The sequence below is a fragment of the Pseudomonas sp. 14P_8.1_Bac3 genome, assembly GCF_025466085.1.
Classification (GTDB): Bacteria; Pseudomonadota; Gammaproteobacteria; order Pseudomonadales; family Pseudomonadaceae; genus Aquipseudomonas.
In genome coordinates, this window is the sequence record NZ_JANLOD010000017.1 from 81,445 (window position 1) to 105,701 (window position 24,257).

A 24,257-nucleotide genomic window follows, 5' to 3' on the forward strand; every position below is an offset into this window, starting at 1 on the left:
CTACCTTCCCAGCCAACTGTCGTGCCACGCTGCAAGCGCCGGGCCATCCAGCATCCAGTCATGACGCACGCAAGCCTGCAGATAATCACCAAGGGCTGCGGCGCTATCAAGATCGTCAACATGCGCACGGATGGCCTCGACCCAGTTTTCGAAACGATTTTCCACTCGTTTCACGGGCAGGCCGTCGCGATAAGCTTCCAGATTGCTGCATATCACCGGCACGCCACACACACCAAACTCGAGCAACCGGACATTACTCTTGCAGCGATTGAAAAGGTTGTCTTCAAGAGGCGCCAACGCAAGATCAAGATTCAGTGACGCGAGGGTAGCCGGGTACTGTTCAACCGCGACAGCCTTATGGAATTCGTGCACGAACGGACGCAGATGTTCCGGACATGCGCCCAGAAATACCCAGTGAACCTCATCCGCCAGCGCTTTGATGACGTCGGCAACAACCTCCAGTTCAGCGATGCTGTCCAGATCTCCCGCCCAACCAACCCGGGGTTTTTCACCGCATCGACGCTTGCCTTGCAAGCCATCCCAGTTGCGCGGGTCCAGGCGGTTTTTGACGACACGGATGTCAGCGTTAAACCCTTCGAACAGCTGTGCCATGAAATCGCCAGGAACCACCAGTCGGTCGACGAAGGAAAGCGCACGCCGCAGCGAACCGAGAACGTCTCCAGGCTGCTGACCGGAATGCGGCAGACTCGCCGCAAGATCCGGCAGGTAGGCATCGAGATCGTAAACCTTGAAAGCACGCGAGAAGGTTTTCATCCGGCGCATGGCCTCCAGATGCTCTCCACTGACGTTTCGCTGCAGCACGATTGCATCAGGCGCATAGCGCTCCAGCTCCACCACCGAGAGCAGATCGGCAAATTGAGCGCCCTGGATCAAACCCATATCACGCATCGCGTTGAAAGGCTGGATGATGCGATGCAGTCCGCTGCTCGTTTGATCCGCGGGATGGGCCGCGATAGTCGGTACCGATGTGCAGGAAGACAGCGGACGCCAGGACAGCGACAAGTCGGCATAGTCAAACACACCTTCGCGAACCCCGGAGAAGTTTGGATTACTGGACCTGTCCCGTGCCAGCGCAGGTAGCCAGCGCGCATACAGCCGATCCTCCTGCTCTGGCGTTGCAGGCGCATGGTCGGGTTCACCAACCAATAATTGGACCCTTGGTGTCCACACATTCAAGTAGCCCGCCTGTTGAATCTTCATGCAAAGATCAGCGTCCGCCCAAGGCTGCAACTGCTCATCAAAGCCGGCCACTTCGGCGAAGAGTGCCTGGCGCAACATCAGGCATTGTCCACTCACGGCTGAGCAGTTCTGATCGACTTGCAGGCGCTGCATGTAGCCAGCAGCATCGGCCCGTATGCCTTCGTAAGGGTTTGCAACGGCTGCGCCCAATCCCAGAAGCCATCCAGCCTGGCGAACATTGCCTTGCGCATCGATCAGCTTGGCGCCTACGCAACCCACTTCGGGGCGCATTGCATGGTTCAACAGCTGTTGAAGCCAATCCGCTGCGAGAATGCCGGTACCAGCATCCAGAAACAGCAGAAACTCGCCGCGAGATTCACCTGCTGCCTGGTTCCGAATCATCTCTGGAGACAGCTCAGCCGGGAATCGCAACACGCGAAGATGCCCGACGCCCATTTGATCAATGCCCGCAAGCCATTGCGTGACCAATGGATCTGCGTTGCCACGATCCAGCAACAACAACTCGAAATTTGTGTAGCTGGTGTTCTCCAGCAGACTTTCCACGCAGCGTTGCGCGTGGGCAAGCTGCCCATCCACCACGATCAGAATGCTGACGGAGGGTGAAGTCGCGTGTCCGTAGTCCAGTTCATACTGACCCGGTAAACGGGAAGCGATATGCGGCGCTGCAAAACCTCTCGCTTGCAGATGACGCTCGATCACTTCGCGCTGTTGAGGATTGTCCTGCAGCATCAAGGCATCGGCGATAACCAGCGGCTCGCTGATATGCCTCAGCCCTTCAAGTCCATTCGTTTCGATCAGGCGCAGAATGAATTCCAGCTCGAAGGCATCTTGATACCGCGTATCGAAGCCGCCCATCTCGAGCCAGACTTCACGGCGGAACAGCCAGTGTCGCGCCATGCTGGCTGGAAAGCTGAGCAACAGATCAAGGTTGATGTCGGGGCGCAACAGCAAGTCGAGATTGCCATCGTCGAATCGCATGACTTCGTCGGCATAGATTGCACGACTTGCATGCCCGGCGGCCAGGTCCAGGACGATGCTCAGAAGCCCGGCTACAGTGAAGGTTTGACCCGCGCGTACGATGACGAAAAGATCGCAGCCAGAAGTGTTGACCACCTGATTGATCGTGGCGACCGGATCGGTCTCGTCAAGCTTGTAGATACTCTGGTTATCGATGACGCCATCAGCCGTGGTCAATACCCTGGGATGAAAGGCCACCTGAAGCCCGGAGCATTGCGCGAGGCTTTCAAGGGTGTCGTTCAACCCCTCCAGTGTTCCCTGCTGATCAAGCACCACGACCCCGATCGCTGGCACGTCGCGGCCGCGAAGGTGTTGATTGATGAGCGTCTGCTGCACATCGGTCAGCACCCGGCTATCAAGCCATTGGGCCACTTCGGATTTCAGGTTTCGGCCTTGGTACTGTTCGACTGCGGCCTGGGTAACTTCGATGAAATGATCAAGAGCAGACCAAAAAGCCGACTGGTTTTTCAAAAGGCTTTGGCGCATCAACGGCAGCGTTTCACGCGCTTGCTCGATGTTTTCCGGGGTGTTTCCCCACGCACAGCCGTACCCGTTGTTTTCATGCTGAGACAAAGGCGCAGTCGCATACTTGTTCGGAAGAATGATCGCTACACAGCCACAGAGCACGGCTTCAGCAGCCAGCCCCGATGGTTCGGTGCAGTAGAAAAACTCACAGCTTTGAAAGAGTGCTGCCAGGTCCTCCCAGGAACCTGGACTTTGCTGCGTGATTTCGACGGAATCGGCGGCAAGTAGTGCCGGATCGACCAAAGCTTGCGCATGCCTTCCCTGGTAGTAACAGACCTTTCCAGCAATACGCGTTGCAGGGTCTGTCGGAGGGCAGAAAATACTGAGATCGACAGCAGGCATATAAAGGATGCGGTCTTCGCTCATGCCTGGTTGCAACAGTGTCCGGGTATAGGAGAACAGTATGTCGTCCTTGCCAAACGGACTGACTTCGCGCAGCAGTCCCGGGTGATTCAGCAAATATCGCACAACAACATTGCCGCCCAGCGGGTTGCCGTCCATCACTTCCGGATAAACCACAACAGGCTCGACACCCTGAGATTTGTGCAGTGCCCGCACATCGCCGGTCAAACGAGGGGTCATCAACCTCGGATCAACCACGCCCGCCGAGACATAGGCTTCAAAACCCGAACGGATCAATGCATCGCACAACATGTGCAACACCCGGACGCCCGCCGAGTTGCGCCGATAGTCAGGTGCAATGATGTAATAAGGACTTGGCCGCCTGGCAAACAATGAACGAACCATTTACTACTGCTCCTGACTTCTTGAAGTCACGTTGCGGGACTGCACCATCGCCTGACGAACTTACAGAGCCGAGACCATCAACCCGGGTTAAAGCTGACGGATCGAATTATCGTAATGCTCGAAGAGCACTTCTCCGGAATTGTTGTAGTCGGCGAACGACATGTCCTTTTTCGGTACTTGCCACTCGCCATACACAAAATTCAGATACTCGAAGGCATTTTTTGGCGCCTTGAGTGTTGCACCGAAAAGCTCGACTTCGTCGTAGCCATCAAAATGGGCCTCAGGGCAAAACCACTCCGGCATCGCACCGATCACCACGGCAGAGCCGTCGCGACGCACGCGACGGGCGATGTCGGTTTCGAACGCAATCACCTGATCACTCCCTTCGGCGTTCGCACAGGTGATCCTGATGGCGAAATCAAAACCATGGGTGGCGATCAACTCGACGCTCCACTCAACACCTTCCACTTGCGGCAGTTGCTGCCTGCTACCACGCACCAATTCGACTAACCCTTCAAACTGGTCATCATTCACGGAGAAGTCGATATCGTCATCCCAAGCGATAAAGTCCCCCCCGCGCAACGCACCGAGGAGCGTTCCGAAATCAAGATACAGATCGATGTTCCCGGCATCCGCAAGTGCACACAACGCCAACACCAGGTCGCGCGCTATGGCTTTGGTCGGCGCATGGGAAAACGGGTGAACGTCGCGCATCCCTTTCATTTCACGCTTGCCGGGAATGATTTTCGGTATGGCTTCCAAACCCAGCGCATCAAGCTGAGACAGAATGCTTTCCGACCATACGCTGGTGATGACAATTGCATCGCCGCCGCTTTCGGCAATCTGGTCTGCCGCAATGACCGGGTAATCGAAAAACGTTCCACCCTGCTTCTGGGGATCGTTATCGGCGACCGCCAGAATGGTCAGGTCACGGTTTTGTTCAATAAACAGACCACCGCTCTTGCCAGCACCAAACAGCACGAGTTTCTTGCCTTGCAGGTCCTGCATATTCATTCCCCTGATGCGCGCTCGCGCGCGTACGACTCAGTTCTTTTGCGCAACACAACGCCCGACTTTGGCATCTTCGTCACGAAACTTGGCCAGACCATGCCCTTCAATCTGGTAATCAATGCTGAACCCGGCGCGTTCTATGTTTGCCAACATATCGCTGTGATCCAGATAACGTCGGTAATGATCGGTGCCAAAAGTCTTTTCCTGATCGGCATCGTCGACAGTGCGATATTCGAAGAACACTCGGCTTTGCGCAGGCAGCAGCACACTGAGCAAATCCAGAAAAGCGTTCGCTTCGTCTTCATCGATGGCATGCAGGAAAAAGCGCGCATAAACGGCTACCTTGCGCTTGCCCGACAGGAAACTCGTGATCTCGTCGCGGGCCGCCCCGGCTGGACACTGCACGTAGCGCGCATGTTCATGGGCACTGCGTGAACGACACAGGTCAATGGCTTCGGCCGAAGCGTCCAGGCCAAGTAGATCGAAGCCGTAAGCGGCAAAAAATTCACTGTCACGGCCATTGCCGCAACCGAATTCGATAACCCCGTCAACGTCTGTCAGCTCATTGATGGCGAACGCCGCAAACTGCGACGGATAGGCCGGCGCACCTTTCTTTCGGCTACTGTAGAACGCATCCCAGTAGCTCGATTTTTCTGCTCGGCTCATCGAATTTCCTCAAGGCTGTTTACCGCATACAAAACGGTGTCAAAACTGCTGTGCGCATGGCAGCGCAAATAGAAGCGGTAATTCAGGTCGAAGCTGCGCAGCTGTTCAAAAATGCTCCACAGGTGCTCGGCCCGATGGTAAATGCTGATCGCCAGATTCGGTCGGTGCTCCACAATCATGGATTTGGCACCTTCAAGCGCTGCGGGCTCTTCGCCTTCGATGTCCATCTTGATCAGGTTCGGGGCAAAACCGGGCAAGGCGTCATCCATACGAACGCAGGTCACGATCTCGCCACCGGACTCGACAAGATGACCGCCAGCGCCCAGGGCACCATCGAAGCCGACCCGCCGATTGCCATCGGAAACGCCACACGGAAAGTTCACCGCATTGAGGTCACTCAGGCTTTTGACGAGTACCGCATAGTTTTCAAGGTTGGGCTCGAAAGTGGCCACCGCGTCAAATGCCAGGCCAGCGGCGCGCATTTCTTCCACGGTATCGCCAGTGTAGGCACCGCAATCGATGAAGCGCAGCGGTTGCGGCCAATCAGGCAAGTCATTAGGGAAATACTGCCGGGGTGTCGGCGCGGGCAGGCGCAGGTAGTCGCCGGTGATTCTGAACTCGACGATGCGATCCAGCAGTTCGCGACTGGTCTCATCGGCCAATTGCTCACGCATCCGCGCGATTCGGTCGGCATGTGCTTCGTAGAAACTCGGCTCGACCAGCCAGTAGCGGAATGGCTGATCCTTGGGGTAATAACGAACGAACTCGACAAGGCTGATGACTCGGCCGTAGCCCAACTGCTGCAACTGAGTAACGACTTCGCCGACGTCCACGTAATTGTTGAACAGGCCAATGATGACGCACGCATTCGCGGCGCTATGTTTTGTAGCCCAGTCGGTAGCCGTTGCCACGCAAATTCCGTCGACGTCCTTTAGCGATGCATCACGGTCAAGAAACGCGCTGACCTCGATGCCCTCACCTGCCAGGTAAGCCTGAACCCGCTGGCCAGCCAGTCGCGCGCCGTAGACCAGCACATGCTCGAAGTTCTGCCTATCAAGCATGGCTGGCTCCCGAAGCAACCCGCACCAGTACGGCATGACCGTTGAGGTTATGCATGAAGCGGAAATCCTGGTTGGCAGCGGTGAACTCATTCACCAGGCGGGTCACGCCTTCGCAGCCGTAGAAACCATAATCATCAAACACTACGACGGCCCCGCCCACCAGACGAGGCAACGCCCATTCCAGGACACTGCGAGCGGACTCATACACATCCACGTCGATGTGCAGGAAGGCCAGCCGTGGTCCCACCTGCTCGGCGTTATGTTCCGGGAACATGCCTTCCAGCAGGTGAACGCGATCACTCACACCGCAACGTGCGGCAAGGGCTTCAACCAACTGGATATCCGTGTCGCTGTGCTCGCCGCCTTCGTAGCGTGTATCAAGGCTGCCGGCCTTGACCACACCCGTGAATGTGTCGGCCAGGAACACCTTGCGTCCGGGCCGTTGGCTGGCCATTGCCAACAGGCAACCCGAGCCACCGCGCCACACGCCTACTTCGAGAAAGTCGCCGTCGACACCGTCCAGTTGCCGGGCCAGCGACCACAATTCGAACAACCGGTATTTATCGACCAGCGTGTTTCGTTCAACCAGCGCCAGCGCCCGCTCGAAATCGTTGTCACCGCACCATGGCGCGTAGCTGGAATAAGGCAGCAACCGTTCATGACGGATCTCCGGCGACTTGGCGTGCGCCCACGAGACAGTGCCACGCAAGTAGCGGTAGCTCATGCCGGTCAACTTTCTTTTCAGCCAGGCCATTTCAGTTGCGCTCCGAAATCGCCATCTGCTCGTTGAACTCGTCACGCGACAGGAATGGATACAGATCTTCCAGCGCGCCGGTTTCCGGTTTTCCCTGTTCGTTGATACGGGTCATGACCCGCGGAACCCGCGCCTCTTCGACCTGAACCAAGACTTCGCAAATGACCGGGCCACTGCGCTCAAGCACTTCGCTCAAGGCAGCGTCCAGTCCTTCGTGCGCTTCTATGCGTGCATAGCCAACGCCATAGGCAGCGGCCAGTTGCTGAAGATCCGGGAGTTTCAGGCCACTGGTGTCGTCGGCACCGACCAGCAATTTGAAGTGCATGTTTTGCGAGGTACGGATCGAGGCATAACCCTGATTGTTGATCACGAAGCACTTGACCGGCAGGTTCTGCGCAGCCAGCGTCGCCAGCTCCTGGATGTTCAGTTGCACGCCGCCGTCGCCTTCGACACAGATCGTCTGCTTGCGACCCGCCGCGAGGCAGGCGCCGATGGCCGAGGGAATGCCAAAGCCCATCGAACCGGTTCCGCGGTTGTGGAAGCAACGCTGGTCTTTCTTCAGGCGCAAGTTCAACAGAAACAGTTCGGAGGCAAAACCGGAGCTGCCCGGTGCGATCACGTCACCTTCTTTCAACAGCCCGGAAAGGCGATCGGTGAAGTGATACATGCTCACCCCTTCACTGTCGTCGGCGTGTTCCGGTTGCAGCAGTGGATAGCGTTGACGCCAGGCGGCAATTTGCGCCAGCCATCCATCGAACGCTGGCAAAGGCGCAGCCTTAATGCCGGCAACCAGCCCTTCAATGAACGGTTTGACGTCAGCCACCACCGCCACTTCGACCGGCATCTGCAATTTGGCGATTTCCGCCGCGTCGATATCGACCACGATCTTCTTCGCATGCGGGGCGAAATGGGCATGGTTGTAAGCCGTCAGCGCCATGTCCAGGCGCGAGCCGAGTACGATCAGCAGGTCGCAGTTCTGCAAGGTGAAGTTGGCCCAACGCGGTGCAATCGAACCTGGGCGGCCGCCATACAGCGGATGCTCATCTTCGATCACGTCCATCGCCAGCCAGGTCGGCATGATCGGCACGCCCGCGCTTTCAATTAGCGCGCTGAACGCGTCCACCGCACCCGCCATGCGAATGCCGCTGCCGGCGATAATGCCCGGGCGCTTGGCGGCTTTGAGCAATTCCAGGGTACGCGCCAACGGCTCGGCGAGGTCGACTGCCGCCGCCACAGGTGGCAGCTTGGCACGCCGCAATTGCGACGGGTCAATTTGCACAGCCTGCACATCAAGTGGCACGTCCAGCCAGACCGGGCCACGACGACCGGTGAGCGCCGCGTATTCGAGCTCATCGAACACCTCGGCGACGGCTTCAGGATCAGTCAGCGTCACCGCGCGCTTGGTGATCGACGACACGATGGTCACGATGTCGGCCTCCTGCACACCCAACATGCGCAAGCCGGTACCTTCCTTCAAATCGGCGGTCTTGACCTGGCCCGAGATGAAGAACACCGGCGTGGAGTCGAGCCAGGCACCCAGGGTCGCGGTGACGGCGTTGGTGGCGCCCGGCCCGCAGGTGGTCATGCACGCGCTGGGGCCGCCGGTGAGTTTGCCTGCCGCTTCAGCCGCGATCCCGGCAGCCTGCTCATGCAGGCACAGGATCGGCTCAAGGTCCGGATGACGTCCGAGGGCATCGTTCAAATGCATGGCGCCGCCACCCGGCAGGAAGTAAACCTGCTTGATGCCCAGTTCCGCCAGTCGATTCATGATGTAGTCAGCTACACGCATTTTGGTACCCATCGTACAAACCCCAGTTCGCCGAGCGCTCGGCTCAATTCAATTGATTCAGAAAATCCAGCGCCGACCAGAACCCGGCACCGTGATCCTTGTGGCCTTGCCACACTTCGGGAATAAAACTCACCTGCGGGTACGCTTTGAGTTGCGTCCAGGTCGCCGGCCAGTCGACGTCACCGGTGCCCATCAGCACGCCTTCGCCGTTACTGCCCTTGGCGTCGGCCACGTGCAGGTGCGCCGAGTGCGGCAGCAGCAGCGCCAGTGCCGCCTGGAAGTCCAGGCCGAAATGGAAGCAGGCCATTTGCAGGTGCGAGAGGTCGAGGCACAGGCGCAGGTTCATCGCCTTGGCCTGTTCGGCCAGCTCCTGCGGCATCATGAAAATGTTCTGGTGACGCTGGCCGCCGAAATGCCACGGGAACGGCGCCATGTTTTGCGGAATCAGCTCGGTGCGCCCGAAATCGACCTGCGCACAGGACTCCTGGAAGCGGCGGTAAAGCTCGGCGCGCCGGCTGACCGGGAACGGCTCGTCTGCCGAGAAACCACCGATGTTGGCGACGATCAGCAGCGAGTCCGCGTTGGGGAAGAACTCGGCGATTTGCAGGGTAGCGTCGACCACCCGTTGCAGGTTGGCGATCGAGCGCTGGCGATATTCCAGGTCGTCAGCCACCAGGTCCAGCAGCTCGCTGTTCTCGAACAACTCCGGGGCATGCACCACCAGGCGCGAGCACTCGACCTGACGCAGGTACGCCTGGGGCGCCACGCTCAAGTCGCGATAGGACAGATGGAATTCGAACAGGTCAGGCTTGATCCACTGCTCATACTGCAGGAAATCGTGATAACGCACCGGCACGCCCCAGAGGATCGGCATGGCGAATTCGCGGCGCACTTCGGCTTGCTCGGACAGGTCGCTGTCGAACAGGAAATCGCCCTGCGGGATCGCACGCCCGGCCTTCTTGCCGAGCAGGTCGGTCAGGCGATACGGCGCCAGTCCCTGACCAGGGCTCGCCACGCGCAGCATGTTCTGTTCGAACACTTCACCGGGCTCGATGGCACGGGCGGCGATCACGCTCTTGCCGAGGTTCTCGCGATTGAGCAATTCGCCCTGGCTCGCGTGACGACCGGGGCCGGTCCACGGCAAGGCTTTCTCGACCTGACGGATGCCTTCGACCAGTTGCCGGAACTCTTCCGGCTCCAGGCTGGCAAGGTGGTCCGGGCCTTCCATGCCACGGTCCAGGGTGATGTGACGCTCGATCAACTTCGCCCCCAGTGCCACGGCAGCGATGCTGATTGCCGTGCCGCGTTCATGACCGGAATAGCCGATCAGGCCGTGCAGCTCGCGCAAGCGTGCGAGGTAACCCAGCTGGATATCGGTTTCCGGCGCCGGGTAAGTGCTGTTGCAATGCAGCAACGCGAACGGCACGCCCAGGCCGTTCAACTGCTCGATGGCGCGGACGATCTCGTGCTCCAGCGACATCCCGGTGGACAGGATCAACGGCTTGCCCAGCTGTGCAGCCTTGGCGATCAGGTACGGATTGCACAGGTCGGCGGAAGCGATTTTCAGTGCCGGCACGTCAAAATCGGCGAGCACTTCAACACTCGGCTCATCCCACGGCGTGCAGATGTAGCTGATGTTCTTTTGCGCGCAGTACTGGCGGATCTGCAAGTGCTCGTCAACGGTCAGTTCGACCTTGTCGAGCAAGTCCTGGATGTACTCGACACCGAGGTCTTCGGCGCGCGAGCCGTCAGCCTTCGTACGGTAGAGGGCTTCACGGTTGCGCAGCTGAAACTTCACACAATCGGCACCCGCCGCGATCGACGCGTCGACCAGTTGTTTCGCCAGTTCCACCGAGCCGTTGTGGTTGTTGCCCACTTCGGCGATGACAAAAGTGTGGTCACCACCGATGACAACGCCATCGATGCTGAAGGTTTGCGTGCTCATTGAATTTTGGTCCGCCAGGAAGTGACACCGTTGGATTCGAAACGGAAATCGGTGGTTCGGCAGCCAAGCTCGCGGACCTTGGAGGTCACGGCCTGGCGGTGCTGGGGCTGCACGAAGAACAGGAAGAAGCCCCCGCCTCCGGCGCCGAGTAATTTGCCGCCCAGCGCGCCGGCGGCCAGCGCGCTGTCGTAAATCCGGTCGAGCACGCCATCGCTGACGGCTCGGGAAAACTGGCGCTTGAGCATCCAGCCCTGATGCAGGCAACGGCCGAAATCATGCAGCTCACCGCGAATCAGGTGGTGGTGCATGTGCCGGCATAGCGTCACGCTTTCGGTGATCAGCAGGCCTTGGGCATTCTTGCTCTCCATCTCCTCGCGCTGCTGCTCGTGCAGCTTGCCGGAGTCATGGGAAATGCGGGTGTCGCAGAGCACCAGGCACTCTTCGAGCTCGTTGCAGATCGAGTCTTCCAGGCGAATCGGATGGACCAGGTTGCGGCCTTCCTTGAACTCGATCAGGTTGAAACCGCCGAACGCCGAGGCGTACTGGTCCTGCCAGCCGCCGGCGATGCCGAAGCACAGACGCTCGGACTGAAAAGCCAGTTCGGCAACCTCGTAAGTGCTCCAGCGGTCGCGGCGCAGTTCGTTGAACGCGGCAATAACTGCCGTGGTAACCGCCGACGAACCGCCAAGCCCGGAGCCGACAGGAAAGTCCGAGCGGATGTACAGGTCCAGACCGTAGCTAGGCTGGATCACTGAAACGATGGTCGCCAGCAGCCCCTTGTCGCCATGCACCAGCAGGTCGGCAATGGACTCGTAATGTTCTTCGGTGCCGAGGTCTTCCGAGAAGATCCGGATGACGCTGTCGGTTCGCGGGATCAGCGTGGCGTGGGAATACAGGCCGACCGTGCAACTGAGCACTGCGGCCGGGTTTTCCACGAAGTAATAGGTCAGGTCGGAACCGCCGCCGCTGAAGCTCATCCGCACCGGCGCCCGTGCGCGCGCCAGGACCGGCACTTCCCGATTGGCCGCCAGCCGTGCGGGCGTGACCACGTCGACCAGATAACCTTCGGCATCGACCACCGGGATCGCGTTGTAGCTCAGGTCGAAGATCTTGAGCATTTCTTCGCGAGCGGCGCCAAGCTTCACCGAGCGGTAGTCGGTGTTCATGCATTCGGTGACCGGCACAGTCGTCGCGCCGCCTTGCAGCAGGTAGCGGCGCAAGTCGCCGTTGGTCAATACGCCAGCCAGACGTCGTTCTTCATCCACCACAAAGACGATTTGCAGCGCACCGGACTCGATGCATTCAACCGCGTCGAGAATGGTCTGGTGGGTATAGATCGTCTGGCTTTTTACCAACTGATTCATGCGCTCTCGACCTCTTGAAAACCCGACTTGAAAGCGCTCAGCGAGTCAGGCGTACCGATGTCGATAAACGGCCCCGAATACTCGCCGACGTTCAGTGACTGGCGGGCAATCAGCTGCGGCAGGATCTCTTGCTCCATCGAACAGGCCTGCAACACAAACCCTTCGAGCGAATCAGCGGCAAAACCGTAGACGCCGGCGTTGACCAGGCCTGGCCCGGACACGCCTTTCTCGTTCAGCGCCAGCAGTTGCAGGCTGTCTGAACAGCTCAGGCTGCCGTAACGCGAACGGTCTTCGACCTTGACCCCGACCAGTACATCCTTCGTCGCGTGCATCGCCAGGTGGTAGGCCGAGTGATCGAGCCAGGTATCGGCATTCAGCACCAGGAAACGCTCGCCCGGCGGCACTTCACGCAGCGCTTGCAACACCGCGCCGCCAGTGCCCATCGGTTGTGCCTCGACCACCAGTTGCAGGCTCAGGCCCGATTCGGCGGACAGTGCCGGCAGCAGCTCGGCCAACTGATCGGCACGGTAATGCGCGCACAACACCGCGTCGCTGATACCGGCCTGCTTCAGTTGCGCCAATACCAGCGCGAGGAACGGCCGGCCATGAATGTCGACCACGGCTTTCTGCGACCCCTGGAGCACGGCACTCAAACGTGTGCCGAAACCACCGCAAAGGATGTAGGCGCGCATCAGCGGGCCAACCCGAAAAACTGCTCAAGGCACCGTGCGACGTGGCCCAGGTGTTCTTCGCCAAGGCCCGGCCATACACCGACCCAGAAGGTATCGTTCATGATTTTGTCGGTGACCGTCAGCTCGCCGCTGACGCGGAAATTGCGCCCTTCCATGTACGGCTGACGCACCAGATTGCCGGCGAACAACAGACGCGTGCCGATGCCCTGGCTGTCGAGGTATTGCAGCAGCTCCACGCGCTTGACGCCGCAGCCATCGCGCAGCGTCAGCGGAAAACCGAACCACGACGGATCGGTGTTGGCCGTGGCCTGCGGCAGGATCAGGTAGTCGGCGCAATTCGCCAGGCGCTCGCTGAGCCAACGGAAATTGCGTTTGCGCGCCTCGGTGAATGCCTCCAGACGGTCCATCTGCGCCAGGCCGCAGGCGGCCTGCATGTCGGTGATTTTCAGGTTATAGCCGAGGTGCGAATAGGTGTACTTGTGATCGTAGCCTTCCGGCAACTGGCCCATCTGCTTGCAGAAACGCTGCTTGCAGGTGTTGTCCTGGCCAGGCGCGCAATAGCAGTCGCGGCCCCAGTCGCGGAACGATTCCATGATGCGGCTGAGCAACGGGCTGTTGGTGAAGACCGCGCCGCCTTCGCCCATGGTCACGTGGTGAGCCGGGTAGAAACTCAAGGTGCCAATGTCGCCGAACGTGCCGACCAGTTGACCGTCGTACGTCGAGCCGAGTGCGTCGCAGCAGTCTTCGATCAGCCACAAGTTGTACTTGTCGCACAGGGCGCGAATGACCTTCAGGTCATAAGGGTTGCCCAAGGTGTGCGCGAGCATGATCGCCTTGGTTTTCGGGCCGATGGCCGCTTCGATCTTGGCCGGGTCGATGTTGTAGTGCGGCAGTTCGATATCGACGAACACCGGCACCGCACCGAATTGCAGGATCGGGTTGACCGTGGTCGGGAAACCCGCCGCGACGCCGATTACTTCATCGCCCGGCTTGATCGCCCGATCTCCCAGGCGCGGCGAGGTCAGCGCGGAAAACGCGACCAGGTTCGCCGACGATCCGGAGTTGGTGGTCAGCACGCAGCGACGGCCCAGGAATTTACCCAGGCGTTTCTCAAAGGCTTCGTTGAAGCGCCCGGTGGTCAACCAACCGTCCAGCACTGCTTCGGTCATCGTTTGCAGTTCACCTGCACCGATCACCTTGCCCGCGGGCGGCACAGGGCTCTGGCCGGCGACGAAGACTTTAGGTGCCAGTTCCAGCTGCGCATAACGCCCAACCAACTCGACAATTTGTTGGCGCAACTGATCCGCAGTACTTTCACTCATGGGTATCGCCTTGGTAATCCGCAATCTGCTTGCGGGTAAAGATGTGCATGTCTTCGCCTTGTTGCCAGGCGAGGTTCCAGGCCAGCGTGCGTTCGAGGGTGGTGGCCAGCGACCAGCGCGGTGTCCAGCCCAGTTCCAGGCGAGCCTTGCTTGAATCGAGCGCCAGCAACCCGGCTTCATGGGGTTGCGCCTGAGTATCGACCGACCAGCGCACCGCGCCCGGCCACACTTCAGCCAATTGACCGACGATGGTTTCGACGGTGGCGACACTGTTGCTGTCAGGCCCGAAGTTCCAGGCGCCAGCGTATTTCTCGCCGTCCTCGACTAGCGCCTGCGCCAGCATCAGGTAACCCATCAAGGGTTCGAGCGCGTGTTGCCAGGGGCGTGTCGCGTGGGGGTAACGCAGGACCACTTCTTCGTGGTTTTGCCAGGCGCGGAACACGTCCGGGATCAAGCGTTCCGGCGACCAGTCGCCACCGCCGATCACGTTGCCGGCCCGTGCAGTGGCCAACGCCGCGCCGGACGCCTGCAGGAAAGAGTTGCGGTACGAGGCGCAGAGCAATTCCACACACGCCTTGCTGTTGCTGTACGGATCGAAACCGCCGAGGGCGTCGTACTCGCGGTACGGCAACACCCACTCGCGGTTTTCGTAGCATTTGTCGGTGGTGACCACCACCACGGCGCGCACGCTCGGGCAATGGCGCACAGCTTCGAGCACATTGACGGTGCCCATGACGTTGATCGCGTAGGTCTCGACCGGCGTGCGATAGGCTTCGCGCACCAGCGGTTGCGCCGCGAGATGGAACACCACGTCGGGCTGGAAGGCCTGCAGGGAGTTGGCGACCGCCGCTTCATCGCGAATGTCCGTCAGGTCACCGGCAATCAAACGGTCCAGGCCGGCCACCGACCATAGCGCCGGGGTGGTCGCGGCAGGCAAGGCGAAACCGTGTACCTGCGCGCCCAGCTGCTGCAACCACAACGCCAGCCAGCCGCCCTTGAAGCCGGTGTGGCCTGTCAGGAAGACTTTCTTGCCCGCCCAGAACGCATTCACTTCCAGAGTTTCCATTCGGCGTTGCCGCTGTTCCAGCGTTCTTCGAGGAAGACGCGGTCGCGCAAGGTGTCCATCGGTTGCCAGAAGCCGTGGTGCAAGTGGCTCATGAGCTGGCCCTGTCGCGCGAGGTTGCGCATCGGCTCGTATTCCCAGGTGGTCGAGTCGTCTTCGATACCGTCGAGCACGCTTGGCTCCAGCACGAAGAAACCGCCGTTGATCCAGCCGCCGTCACCCTGGGGTTTTTCCTGGAAGCCCCTGACGCAAGCCCCTTCGAGCTCCATTGCGCCGAAGCGACCCGGTGGCTGGACGGCCGTGACCGTGGCTTTCTTGCCGTGCTGGCGATGAAATTCGATCAGTTCGGGAATGTTGACGTTCGAGACGCCATCGCCGTAAGTGAAGCAGAACGTCTCGTCACCCAGGTAATCGCGCACGCGCTTGAGGCGTCCACCGGTGCCCGTAGCCTCGCCGGTGTCGACCAGCGTGACGCGCCAGGGCTCGGCCTTGCCGTGATGGATGTGCATGCTGTTTTCAGCCATGTCGAACGTCACGTCCGACATGTGCAGGAAGTAGTTGGCGAAGTATTCCTTGATGACGTAGCCCTTGTAGCCCAGGCAAATCACAAAGTCGTTGATGCCGTAGTGAGAGTAGATCTTCATGATGTGCCAGATGATTGGCTTGCCACCAATCTCGATCATCGGCTTGGGCTTGAGATGCGATTCCTCACTGATGCGAGTTCCCAATCCTCCCGCCAGAATTACTGCCTTCATCTGTTTCTCTCAACTGTGGGCGACATCGACTTCATTGAAGCGTTGGCCATTGGCAAGGGACGCCAATAATTCGGCGTCTGCACGGTTAACCCGGGCGCAGACACCAGAAAGCAATATTGGTGCCACAGGAAAATAAGCGCTGGCAGGCCCCGTTTCGAAGGGTCTGCGGCAGCCGACACCCACAAAAAAGGCCCACCGTGAGGTGAGCCTTTTTTTATTGGCGCGGGTAGTTGTCGAGCCTTGGACCTCAGGCTGTCGCTGGCTTGATCAATGCTGGCCAGTCGATGCTGGTCACGGGTCCGAGGTCAAAACCGGCGCCACTGGCGGCGAGGTTTTTGTTGTAGAACCGGTCATGACCCAAGGCGTCGGCCCACTTCTCGCCGAACACTTGACGAGCCGCAGCCGTGTGCGAAAGGACGCCCGACTGGATGACCTGCACGTGCGGTGTCCACACGGTCAGATACCCGGCCTGACCGACCCGCAGGCACAGATCGACATCACCGAACGCTTCGGCAAAATGTTCGACATCAATGCCATCAGCCGCTTCGAACAATTGCTTGGAGATCATCAGGCAGGCAAAGGAGACGGCCGAGCAGTTCTGCTCCACCACCAGCCGATTCATGTAGCCCCTGGCAGTCTTCGATTCGCCCACGAAAGGCGAGCCCACACCGTCGTTGAAGCCGAGAATCAAGCCGGCCTGGGTAATCCGTCCTTCCTGATCAACAAGCTTCGCACCGGCGACGCCGATTTCCGGTCGCAGCACCTGGTTGAGCAGGGACTCGATCCAGTTGACGTTGACCACCTCGCTGTCTGCCGCCAGCGTGACCAGGTATTCGCCCTGGGCATGCTGGCTGGCCGTATTGATCAGGCGGCCGGTTGCCAGGCCCGGTTCGGCGCTGAACAGACGTACGCGATTGGCCTGTGGCCCCTGGCTGTCGAGCCAGTTACCCAAGGGCGCCGCATAGGCCGAATCGTCCGCCAGCAGCAGTTCGTAGCGCTGATAGCGGGTGCGCTGCAAGACACTGCGAATGCAACGCTGCAAGGTTTCCAGATCGCTGACCCCATGCAGGATGACCGACACCATCGGGCGCTCGGTAAAGCGGTAATCGATCTTGTGCGTACCCGGCACCAGCGTACTGACGTCCGCCTGGTAGCCACGGGTAGCGAGATGACGCAGCAGCGTCTTGCGCTCGTCGACGCTGCTGGCTTCTTCCGGCGCCCGCCCGACCAGCAACGGCTCGTCCAGGTGCGCAAGGCCGTCCAGCCCGCCCTGCTCGATCAGCCGCAATAGCAGGTCGAATTCCAGCGCTTTCTTGAACTCACGGGAATAGCCGCCCGCCTCGACCATCACGTCCCGACGGACCAGCCAGTGGCGAGCCATCAGACCCGGATAACTTTGCAGCAGGTCCAGGTTGAAGCCCGGGCGGAAGACATCGACCAGCGTTCCGTTTTCCTGGCGCTGGAATTCGTCCATCGCCACGGCACGGCATTGCGGTGCAGCGAGCAGTTCCAGGCTTGCCTGATACAGACCGCTCGGCGTCAGCTCTTCACCCGCTTCAGCCAATACCATCCAGTCGCAATCGGTCTGACTGACCACCTGATTGATCTTGTCGACGTAGTTGCTTTCGTTGACCTTCACAAAGTGCAGGGTATTTTGCAGCGTGGTTTCGGCCGGCAGGTCGCCGGTGGTGAACACGATGATCTTGAAGGCGCGGCAATAGCTGTTCATCACGCTGTCGAACGTTGCCTGAAGCTTGAAGATGTCGGCTTCCAGGTCCAGCAGCAGGATGCCGAACGTCGGACCGCCAGCGTTACGGGCCAGGTGCCGCCCGATGTCTTTGACCTGCGCGGCACTCGGGTCGCGAGCCTCAAGCCATTGCAACAGCCGGCCGGTACGCGTGGCGTCGAACAGCCGGCCATTGTTTTCCAGTGTCGCCGCCGCCAAACGCTGCCCCCACGCCAGGACCGTTTGCGCGCGTTCTTTGGCCCCTTCGTTTTGCAGCGAGCGAGCCAGTTGCTGCACCACATCCTGATTGAAGGCATACAGCTCGAAAGCCTTGAGCAAGCGCTCGTTCAGCGGTTCGGCACTGGCGTTGCGATGAACCCGCGACAATTCCTTCTGCTGGAACATGGCTGCTTCGAGCTCTTCGAGCTGCACCTGACCGGTCGGCACCGCATGCAGGAGGAATTCGAGCGCCGTCAGCACATCGAAAAATGCCTGGTTGTAGAACGGCAGCTCAACGTATTGCGCTGGCTCGAAACGACGCAGTGGCGCCGCGAGATGCGCGTCCCAGGTGGACTCGAACAACTTCTCGGTGATCGCACCGAACGTCATGCTGTAGCGATGATGCAGCGCGTACGGGACAGGCAACAGGCGCACCTTCGCACCCGCCGTCAGCCCGTGGGAATAGCCGTTTTCCTGCAAGGCCGGATTGAAATCCGCCGCAAGCGTTGCGTACCAGCGCTGCAGGACGGCCGTGCGCGTAACCGCTGTGGCGAGAGACGGCGTATCGGCGGCCAGTATTGCCAGTCGAGCTTCAGCGCTATCGTCGCTGTAGTCTTCGCAACCCTTGCGATCACGCAGGTAATAATCGACGCGATCGGCATGAGCCTCGAACGCCAGGCTGTAACCCTGGCAGGTGCCGTAATCGGCATTCGCCTCCAGGAAGGCCAGGGATTGCTCGAGTGCCTCCGGCAGCAAGAAGCTTTCGGCTTCAACCACGGCCATGTACGGCGTGGTGATCTGCCCGAGAACCTGACGGACCCTGACACTGAAATGTTGCGCTTGCGTCGCCGGAGCGTGCAGGTACCGGACCGTGGAAAACAGGTCGGCGATATCCGCGTCGGCCTCGCGCGATGCGTCGACCACCAGCACCGTGCACGGCAAATCGCTGTAGTAACGCAGGGCGCGGCGCAGGCTTCGCGGCTGATCGCAAGCCAACAGCACCAAGGTGAATCGCTCGTTCAACGGAGCATCTGTTCCAGTCGTGAATTTGCTTTGCATATGAATTCCTATAACGAGCGAGTCGCCGGATCAGCGGCATTACGTTCTTTTGGCAGTTCGACGTTGCGTTTCATCAATCCGGTAGCCAGCCATCGGCCCAGTACTGCAGGTTGTCTCCACGCAACATGAAGTCGCGCAACACGACTTCGCGCAATTCGTCGCCCATTCGATAACTGGCGGCAGGGTCCGACAAGTGCATGCGAATCGCCTGCAGCCATTCATCAGTGCTGTTGGTGAGGACCCGCGTGCACGGCAAATGACCGCGATAAGCCTCGGTGTCGGAGCAGATCACCGGATACCCGCAGGCGCCGTACTCAAGCAACCGCAGGTTGCTTTTGCAATCGTTGAAGATATGGAATTCCAGCGGTGCCAATGCGAGGTCAAGGTTCAGGCTCGCGAGCTTCTCCGGGTAGGTCGAGAGGCTGACGCCGGGATGAAACTCGTGAATGTAGGGCCTGAGCAGATCGGGGCACATGCCGAAAAACACCCATTCGACTTCATCCGCCAATTCACGGACAACATCGGCGATGAGCTCCAGATCGCCACGGTGGCTGGTGCCGCCGCCCCAGCCAATGCGCGGCTTGCTCGAGGTCCGGCGCTGACTCGTGAGGTGCGTCCACAGATAGGGCGCCAGCATGTTCGGCACCACACGAATGTTGTGGTGCATGTCAGCCAGGGCGCCGGCAAGCGCATGGGTCGACACCACGACCCGATCGCACATGGCGATGCCCTTGCGCATCAATGCCTCGATGTTGTCGGGCATGTTGCGGGTGTGTTCGTTTTTCTCCGGAATCCGGGCGACGTAATCGTCCAGTTCATAAATGCGCATGGCCTGGGAATAGTTTTTCACCTGGACAATGTCATTGATTTTGCCTGCGTTATAACGGCCCTGGAGAATGATGACGTCCGGTGACTGACGCTCGATCTCGATGATCGAAGGCATGTCGTAAGCCACACGCCCCACGATACGCCCTGCCGCCTGCAACTCGAACAATGGCTGGCTGACACGGTAGTGGCCGATCGCGGAGCTATTGAGCGCCAGGCCCAGAATCGACGGCGCGTTGCGCGTGCACAAAGGGTTCCAGCCCGTGCGCACACCCGGATTCAGGCCAAAGCTGTTGCCACTCAGATTCAGGTTGCGGTTGTAAGCGGGGTCATTGGCGATCTGCGGCATCCAGCGTTTGTAGAACGCTTCCTGCTCGATCTCCAATTGCTGCTCGCGTGTCTCTTCTATCCGTGTTTGCGCGGACGGCGCCAGGACAATATTCGAAAACGGCGTGGTGACGATCAGGTACCCGTCCTTGCCGACACGCAGGCACAGCTCAAGCGCATTGATCCCCTGAGTGCTGATGGCCTCCTCGAACCCGCCGACACTGTCGAATACCTGCTTGCGTACCAGCAGGCAGTGACCGCTCACCGCACTCCAGTTCTGCACCACTTGCAGTCGCTGCATATAGCCGCCGGACGTCACCGGCTCATTGATAAACGCCCTGCCCGCCAGACCATTCAAGCCCAGCACCAGGCCGGCATCGATCACATTGCCTTGCAGATTGAGCGTGCGCGGACCGACGATCCCCACTTCCGGACGCTGCGCATGATTGAGCAACTCGTCCAGCCAACGTTCGTCATGGGCCACGCAATAAGGGCTGAGCAGCAGCAGGTAATCGCCGCGCGCCTGTTGCGCGGCGAAGTTCCTGACCTGTGCATCGTTGCCGCTTTGCGGGCAGGAAAAGATGCGCAGCATGTCACTGCCCAACTCAGCCATGGCCTTGAGCCAATGCCGCAGTTCAGCACTTTCGCTGGCATTGTCGACGATGATGATTTCGTAGCGGGTATACGCCGTCTGGCTGATCAGGCTGTTGATGCAGCGCTGCAGTGCAATCAACTCGTCCGTGACGCTGATGATGATCGACACCAGCGGGCGCTCCGCATACAGGTACTCGATCCGCGGAATCAACTTCAGCAACGGCCCCGGGTGCAACACATGGTCGACACCGATGCGCTGCAGGTGGGCAGTGATCAGCCGGGCGTTTTGCTCGATCACTTGCGGCTGGGATAACCACTGTGCGAAGGCAAAAGACGATTCGACCTGCACCTCGGCGATGTGCCCGATGGCATGCGGCCCGTCCGTTTCGACCAGACGCCAGATCACGTCGTGGGGTGCCAGCTCGCCCAGGGCCGAATCAAACCCGCCCAGTGCCAGGAAGCGTTGGCGTTCAAACGCCAAGGTGCGACCGACATACGGGTAGCCGCGCATCAGGTCGAGGTTGAAATCAGGCTTGAAGATCGGCTCGGCGGGTGCGTCATCCACCAGCGCCCCTTCGTCACTGTAGATGCAGGACGCACCTGGCATCCCGACAATCCGGTCGGCCAGCACCAGCAATGCAGACTCGGTCAACCGGTCTCCGGCACGCAGCAGGTAGAACCAGTCGGCTTCGTGCAGCCCTGGCAACAACTGGTTGATTTGCTGCGACCCGTCGGCCTGCAGCGGCAGGCATTGAATCCTGTCGTCATGCTCGCGCTCGCCGTTCGACAACAGCACCACCGATTCACAGGCGTACGTCTGGGCGGCAATGCTTTTGAGGGTCACTTCGACGCCATAGGCATCGGCGTCCGGATCGACAATCACCGGCACAATGACCGGGCGATGGGCCCAGCGCGCAATTTGTCGGGACAGCACTTGTTTGCGCGACGGGGTGAAACGCCGGCAATCGATCCATTGCGTATACAGATCGGCGTAGCTTTCGGAGTCTGTGCCAACCTGAACCAGAATGACGCCCTGGCGCGTGGCCATGACGGTGTACAGATTGAATTCATTCCACTCGCGAGTTTCGGCCGGAGTGAGTTCCTCCAGCATCATGTACCGCACCCAATCGGTGGCCGGGGCCAGCTCGCCGCTGCGCTGGGCAAGCATCTGCGCCACCCACGCCCACTCGACGGTAGCCGCGGCAATCATCTCCGGGCGCTTGCTCAGACGCTCCGGATACAGGCGTACGATGCTGCCGATACTGGCGAGCTGCACCAGATTGCCGCGTCGCAGCAGGCAAATGTACAGGGCGAAATCGAGCAGCGCGACGAACCCGCCTTCGGCCTGAGTCAGCGCAGGCAGCAGCGCAGCGATGTCGGCACGGCGCATCAGCGCGCAACTGAAACCACCGAGAATATTGCGTGGGGTTTTCTCGAACGCGGCCAGCAGGTCTTCGCCTTTGAATAGCGCATCGAAAGCCGTGAGCCCGACGTTTTCCATGCGCACCGGCAACACGTAGTCGTCGGCATCGATCACGTGATGCTTGCTGACCACCAGCAACACCTCGGCGTGCTCGCTCAACACAGCGGCCTGCTCGCTGATGGTTTTCACCAGCAACTGATCGTCGTCACACAGAAACTTGATGTACTCGCCGCGACTTTCTTCGAAGCAACGCAGGAGGTTCTGTTGAAAGCCCAGGCGTACCGGGTTGTGCAGGTAACGCACAACGACGTTCGACTCTGCGACCAGCGACTCGACGATCTGCTCGATCTCGCCCGTGCGGCAATCGTCGCAGATGACGATTTCCAGGTTGTCGTAGGTCTGATCGAGCGCGCTTTGCAGGGCTACACGAAAAAAACGCGGGTTGTACGCAGGGATGGCGATGCTGACAAGAGGAGTAGATTTCACACGCATGACTCTCGGCCGGGGGGCGTCAACTCCCGCGAGAGCAGAACGTCCTGAACCGTAAAAGGTAGAGGATCAGGGACCGCATACGCATGCGATCCCTGCTCTGGATCAGACTTTGTTGAACAGGCCCAACTGCGCGATTTTGCTGAACGCCAACTGCGAAGCCTGCAGCATGGTCTGCTGCAAGGTCAGGCGCGTCATCACTTCAGCGGGGTCGGAATCACGGATTGTCGATTGTGTCTGCGCATTGGCCAGCACCAGGGCCTGGTTGGTGTCGCTCTGGGTATCCAGCGCCGAACCACGACCACCGACCGAACTCAAGCCAGCGGAAACCTGGTCGATGCCGCTGGCAAGGTTGCCCATGCCTGCTGTCATCGCCGCCAGTTGTTTCTGGGTGGCCACCGCATCACCGTTAGTCGGCGTATTCAGTGCTTTTTTCAACTGGCTCACGGTATCCAGGATGTTCTGGGTCTCGTGGGTATTGACCGACACGTTGAACTGATCACCTGCCACCAGGACGTTGGTCGCGGTGTTGTCGAGGGTGAACTCCACACCGGATGCGGTGGCCTTGTTACCGACGATGGTGCCGTTGCTGACAGGTTTGCTATCCGCTGTGATCGGGGCGGCGTACAACTCGAACGTGGTGTCGCTGGTGAACTTCAGCACGGCGGAACCGCTCGGGAAGCTGGCTTTGTAAGCCGCCGGGTCGGTGATCGTGGTGCCGGTCGCCTGGACCGTGCCAGGGTTGCCAGGACCGCGGGACACGTTGAAGGTGTCCGGCTTGGATTGCAGGGTGAAATTACGTCCGGTCAATACCGCGTTCGGATCGTTGACATTCAGGGTCAGGTCGACGCCGCGGAAGCTGATGTTCTGATTGGTGCCCGTGGTGATGACACCGCCCCGGGTGGCTTCGTTCGTGACATCGTTGCCGCTGCCATCCGTGATCTTCAACTGGGTGCCGCTGACAAATTCCACCGTGTACGGTTCGCCGCCGGCGAATTTGTTGCTGTACGAAACGCTCGACGAAACCTGTCCGTCGGAGAGCGTCACGAGGCCGTCGTTCATCGACGAGGTGACCTGGGTGCGCGCGGTATTGACCGCTTGCTGGAAGACTTCCCAGCCGGTGCTGTTGGTGGCCATCGACATGTTGTCGCCGACCGGCAGATTCAGGGTCGTCTGGTCGCCGTTGTAGCTGTAGGTGCCATCGGAATTGCGAGAGAACGGCACGGTGTCGCCCTTGGAGCCGGCGAAGATGTATTTGCCGTTTTCATCCTGGCTGTTCATCAGGCTCAGCAACTGCTCTTCGATCTGGCCCAGTTCCGAGGCGTTGGCCTGACGGTCGGCATCGGTGTAACCGGCGTTGTTCGCCCCGATGGCCAGTTCCTTGGCGCGCTGCAGTACGTTGTTGATGCTGGTCAGGACCGACTCGGTCTGGCCCAGGGTTGCTTTGACGGTGTCGGTATTGGCCTTGTACTGATCAAGCATCGAAGCCTGTTGACCCAACTGCAGCAGGCGCGAAGCACCCACCGGATCGTCGGCGGCGGTGTTGACGCGAACCAGGCTGCTCGCCTCTTCGCTGCTCTTGACGACGTTGGCGAAGTTCTTCTGGTAATTCGCAGCCGTGGACTCGTAAAACTGGGCGGTAGAAATGCGCATGGGCTACGAC

The 24,257-nt window shown here is 59.8% G+C and carries 15 protein-coding genes; all 15 read right to left on the minus strand.

The features are described 5' to 3' along the window. Positions 1-3,510 (minus strand): glycosyltransferase, encoded by a 3,510-nt coding sequence (locus NTD84_RS05455; RefSeq protein ID WP_262163979.1) that lies wholly within the window; start codon positions 3,508-3,510, stop codon positions 1-3. Positions 3,511-3,597: 87 nt separating this feature from the next. Then, on the minus strand, positions 3,598-4,518 hold the full coding sequence (locus tag NTD84_RS05460) for a nucleoside-diphosphate sugar epimerase/dehydratase (RefSeq protein ID WP_262163980.1): 921 nt from the start codon (positions 4,516-4,518) through the stop codon (positions 3,598-3,600). 36 nt (positions 4,519-4,554) lie between these two features. Continuing rightward, positions 4,555-5,187, minus strand: coding sequence for a class I SAM-dependent methyltransferase (locus NTD84_RS05465; RefSeq protein ID WP_262163981.1), 633 nt, complete (start codon positions 5,185-5,187; stop codon positions 4,555-4,557). After that, positions 5,184-6,248, minus strand: coding sequence for an FkbM family methyltransferase (locus tag NTD84_RS05470; RefSeq protein WP_262163982.1), 1,065 nt, complete (start codon positions 6,246-6,248; stop codon positions 5,184-5,186). Before NTD84_RS05470 ends, NTD84_RS05465 begins: the two co-directional genes overlap by 4 nt. Further along, on the minus strand, positions 6,241-7,002 hold the full coding sequence (locus NTD84_RS05475; RefSeq protein ID WP_262163983.1) for a TylF/MycF family methyltransferase: 762 nt from the start codon (positions 7,000-7,002) through the stop codon (positions 6,241-6,243). Before NTD84_RS05475 ends, NTD84_RS05470 begins: the two co-directional genes overlap by 8 nt. A gap of 1 nt (position 7,003) precedes the next feature. Further along, on the minus strand, positions 7,004-8,791 hold the full coding sequence (locus tag NTD84_RS05480) for a thiamine pyrophosphate-binding protein (RefSeq protein WP_262163984.1): 1,788 nt from the start codon (positions 8,789-8,791) through the stop codon (positions 7,004-7,006). A gap of 43 nt (positions 8,792-8,834) precedes the next feature. After that, a complete protein-coding gene (locus tag NTD84_RS05485) occupies positions 8,835-10,736 on the minus strand; it encodes an N-acetylneuraminate synthase family protein (protein WP_262163985.1) in 1,902 nt (633 codons plus the stop codon). Then, positions 10,733-12,100 carry a CBS domain-containing protein gene (locus NTD84_RS05490; protein ID WP_262163986.1) on the minus strand — a complete coding sequence of 456 codons (1,368 nt, stop codon included), beginning with the start codon at positions 12,098-12,100 and terminating at the stop codon, positions 10,733-10,735. The genes NTD84_RS05485 and NTD84_RS05490 overlap by 4 nt, the downstream gene beginning before the upstream one ends. Continuing rightward, positions 12,097-12,792 carry a sugar phosphate nucleotidyltransferase gene (locus NTD84_RS05495; protein WP_262163987.1) on the minus strand — a complete coding sequence of 232 codons (696 nt, stop codon included), beginning with the start codon at positions 12,790-12,792 and terminating at the stop codon, positions 12,097-12,099. The genes NTD84_RS05490 and NTD84_RS05495 overlap by 4 nt, the downstream gene beginning before the upstream one ends. Beyond that, positions 12,792-14,114 (minus strand): lipopolysaccharide biosynthesis protein RfbH, encoded by a 1,323-nt coding sequence (gene rfbH / locus NTD84_RS05500; RefSeq protein ID WP_262163988.1) that lies wholly within the window; start codon positions 14,112-14,114, stop codon positions 12,792-12,794. Before rfbH ends, NTD84_RS05495 begins: the two co-directional genes overlap by 1 nt. Further along, positions 14,107-15,180 carry a CDP-glucose 4,6-dehydratase gene (rfbG, locus tag NTD84_RS05505; RefSeq protein ID WP_410017331.1) on the minus strand — a complete coding sequence of 358 codons (1,074 nt, stop codon included), beginning with the start codon at positions 15,178-15,180 and terminating at the stop codon, positions 14,107-14,109. Before rfbG ends, rfbH begins: the two co-directional genes overlap by 8 nt. Further along, positions 15,162-15,932 carry a glucose-1-phosphate cytidylyltransferase gene (gene rfbF / locus NTD84_RS05510; RefSeq protein ID WP_262163989.1) on the minus strand — a complete coding sequence of 257 codons (771 nt, stop codon included), beginning with the start codon at positions 15,930-15,932 and terminating at the stop codon, positions 15,162-15,164. The genes rfbG and rfbF overlap by 19 nt, the downstream gene beginning before the upstream one ends. 247 nt (positions 15,933-16,179) lie before the next feature. Then, the gene (locus NTD84_RS05515) at positions 16,180-18,936 is read right to left on the minus strand and encodes a glycosyltransferase family 2 protein (RefSeq protein ID WP_262163990.1); all 2,757 of its coding nucleotides are present in this window, start codon (positions 18,934-18,936) and stop codon (positions 16,180-16,182) included. Between the two features lie 73 nt (positions 18,937-19,009). Further along, positions 19,010-22,591: a glycosyltransferase gene (locus NTD84_RS05520; protein ID WP_262163991.1), complete on the minus strand. Its 3,582-nt coding sequence runs from the start codon at positions 22,589-22,591 to the stop codon at positions 19,010-19,012. A 108-nt stretch (positions 22,592-22,699) separates the two neighbouring features. Further along, positions 22,700-24,247 (minus strand): flagellar hook-associated protein 3, encoded by a 1,548-nt coding sequence (locus NTD84_RS05525; RefSeq protein WP_262163992.1) that lies wholly within the window; start codon positions 24,245-24,247, stop codon positions 22,700-22,702. Positions 24,248-24,257: the final 10 nt, after the last annotated feature.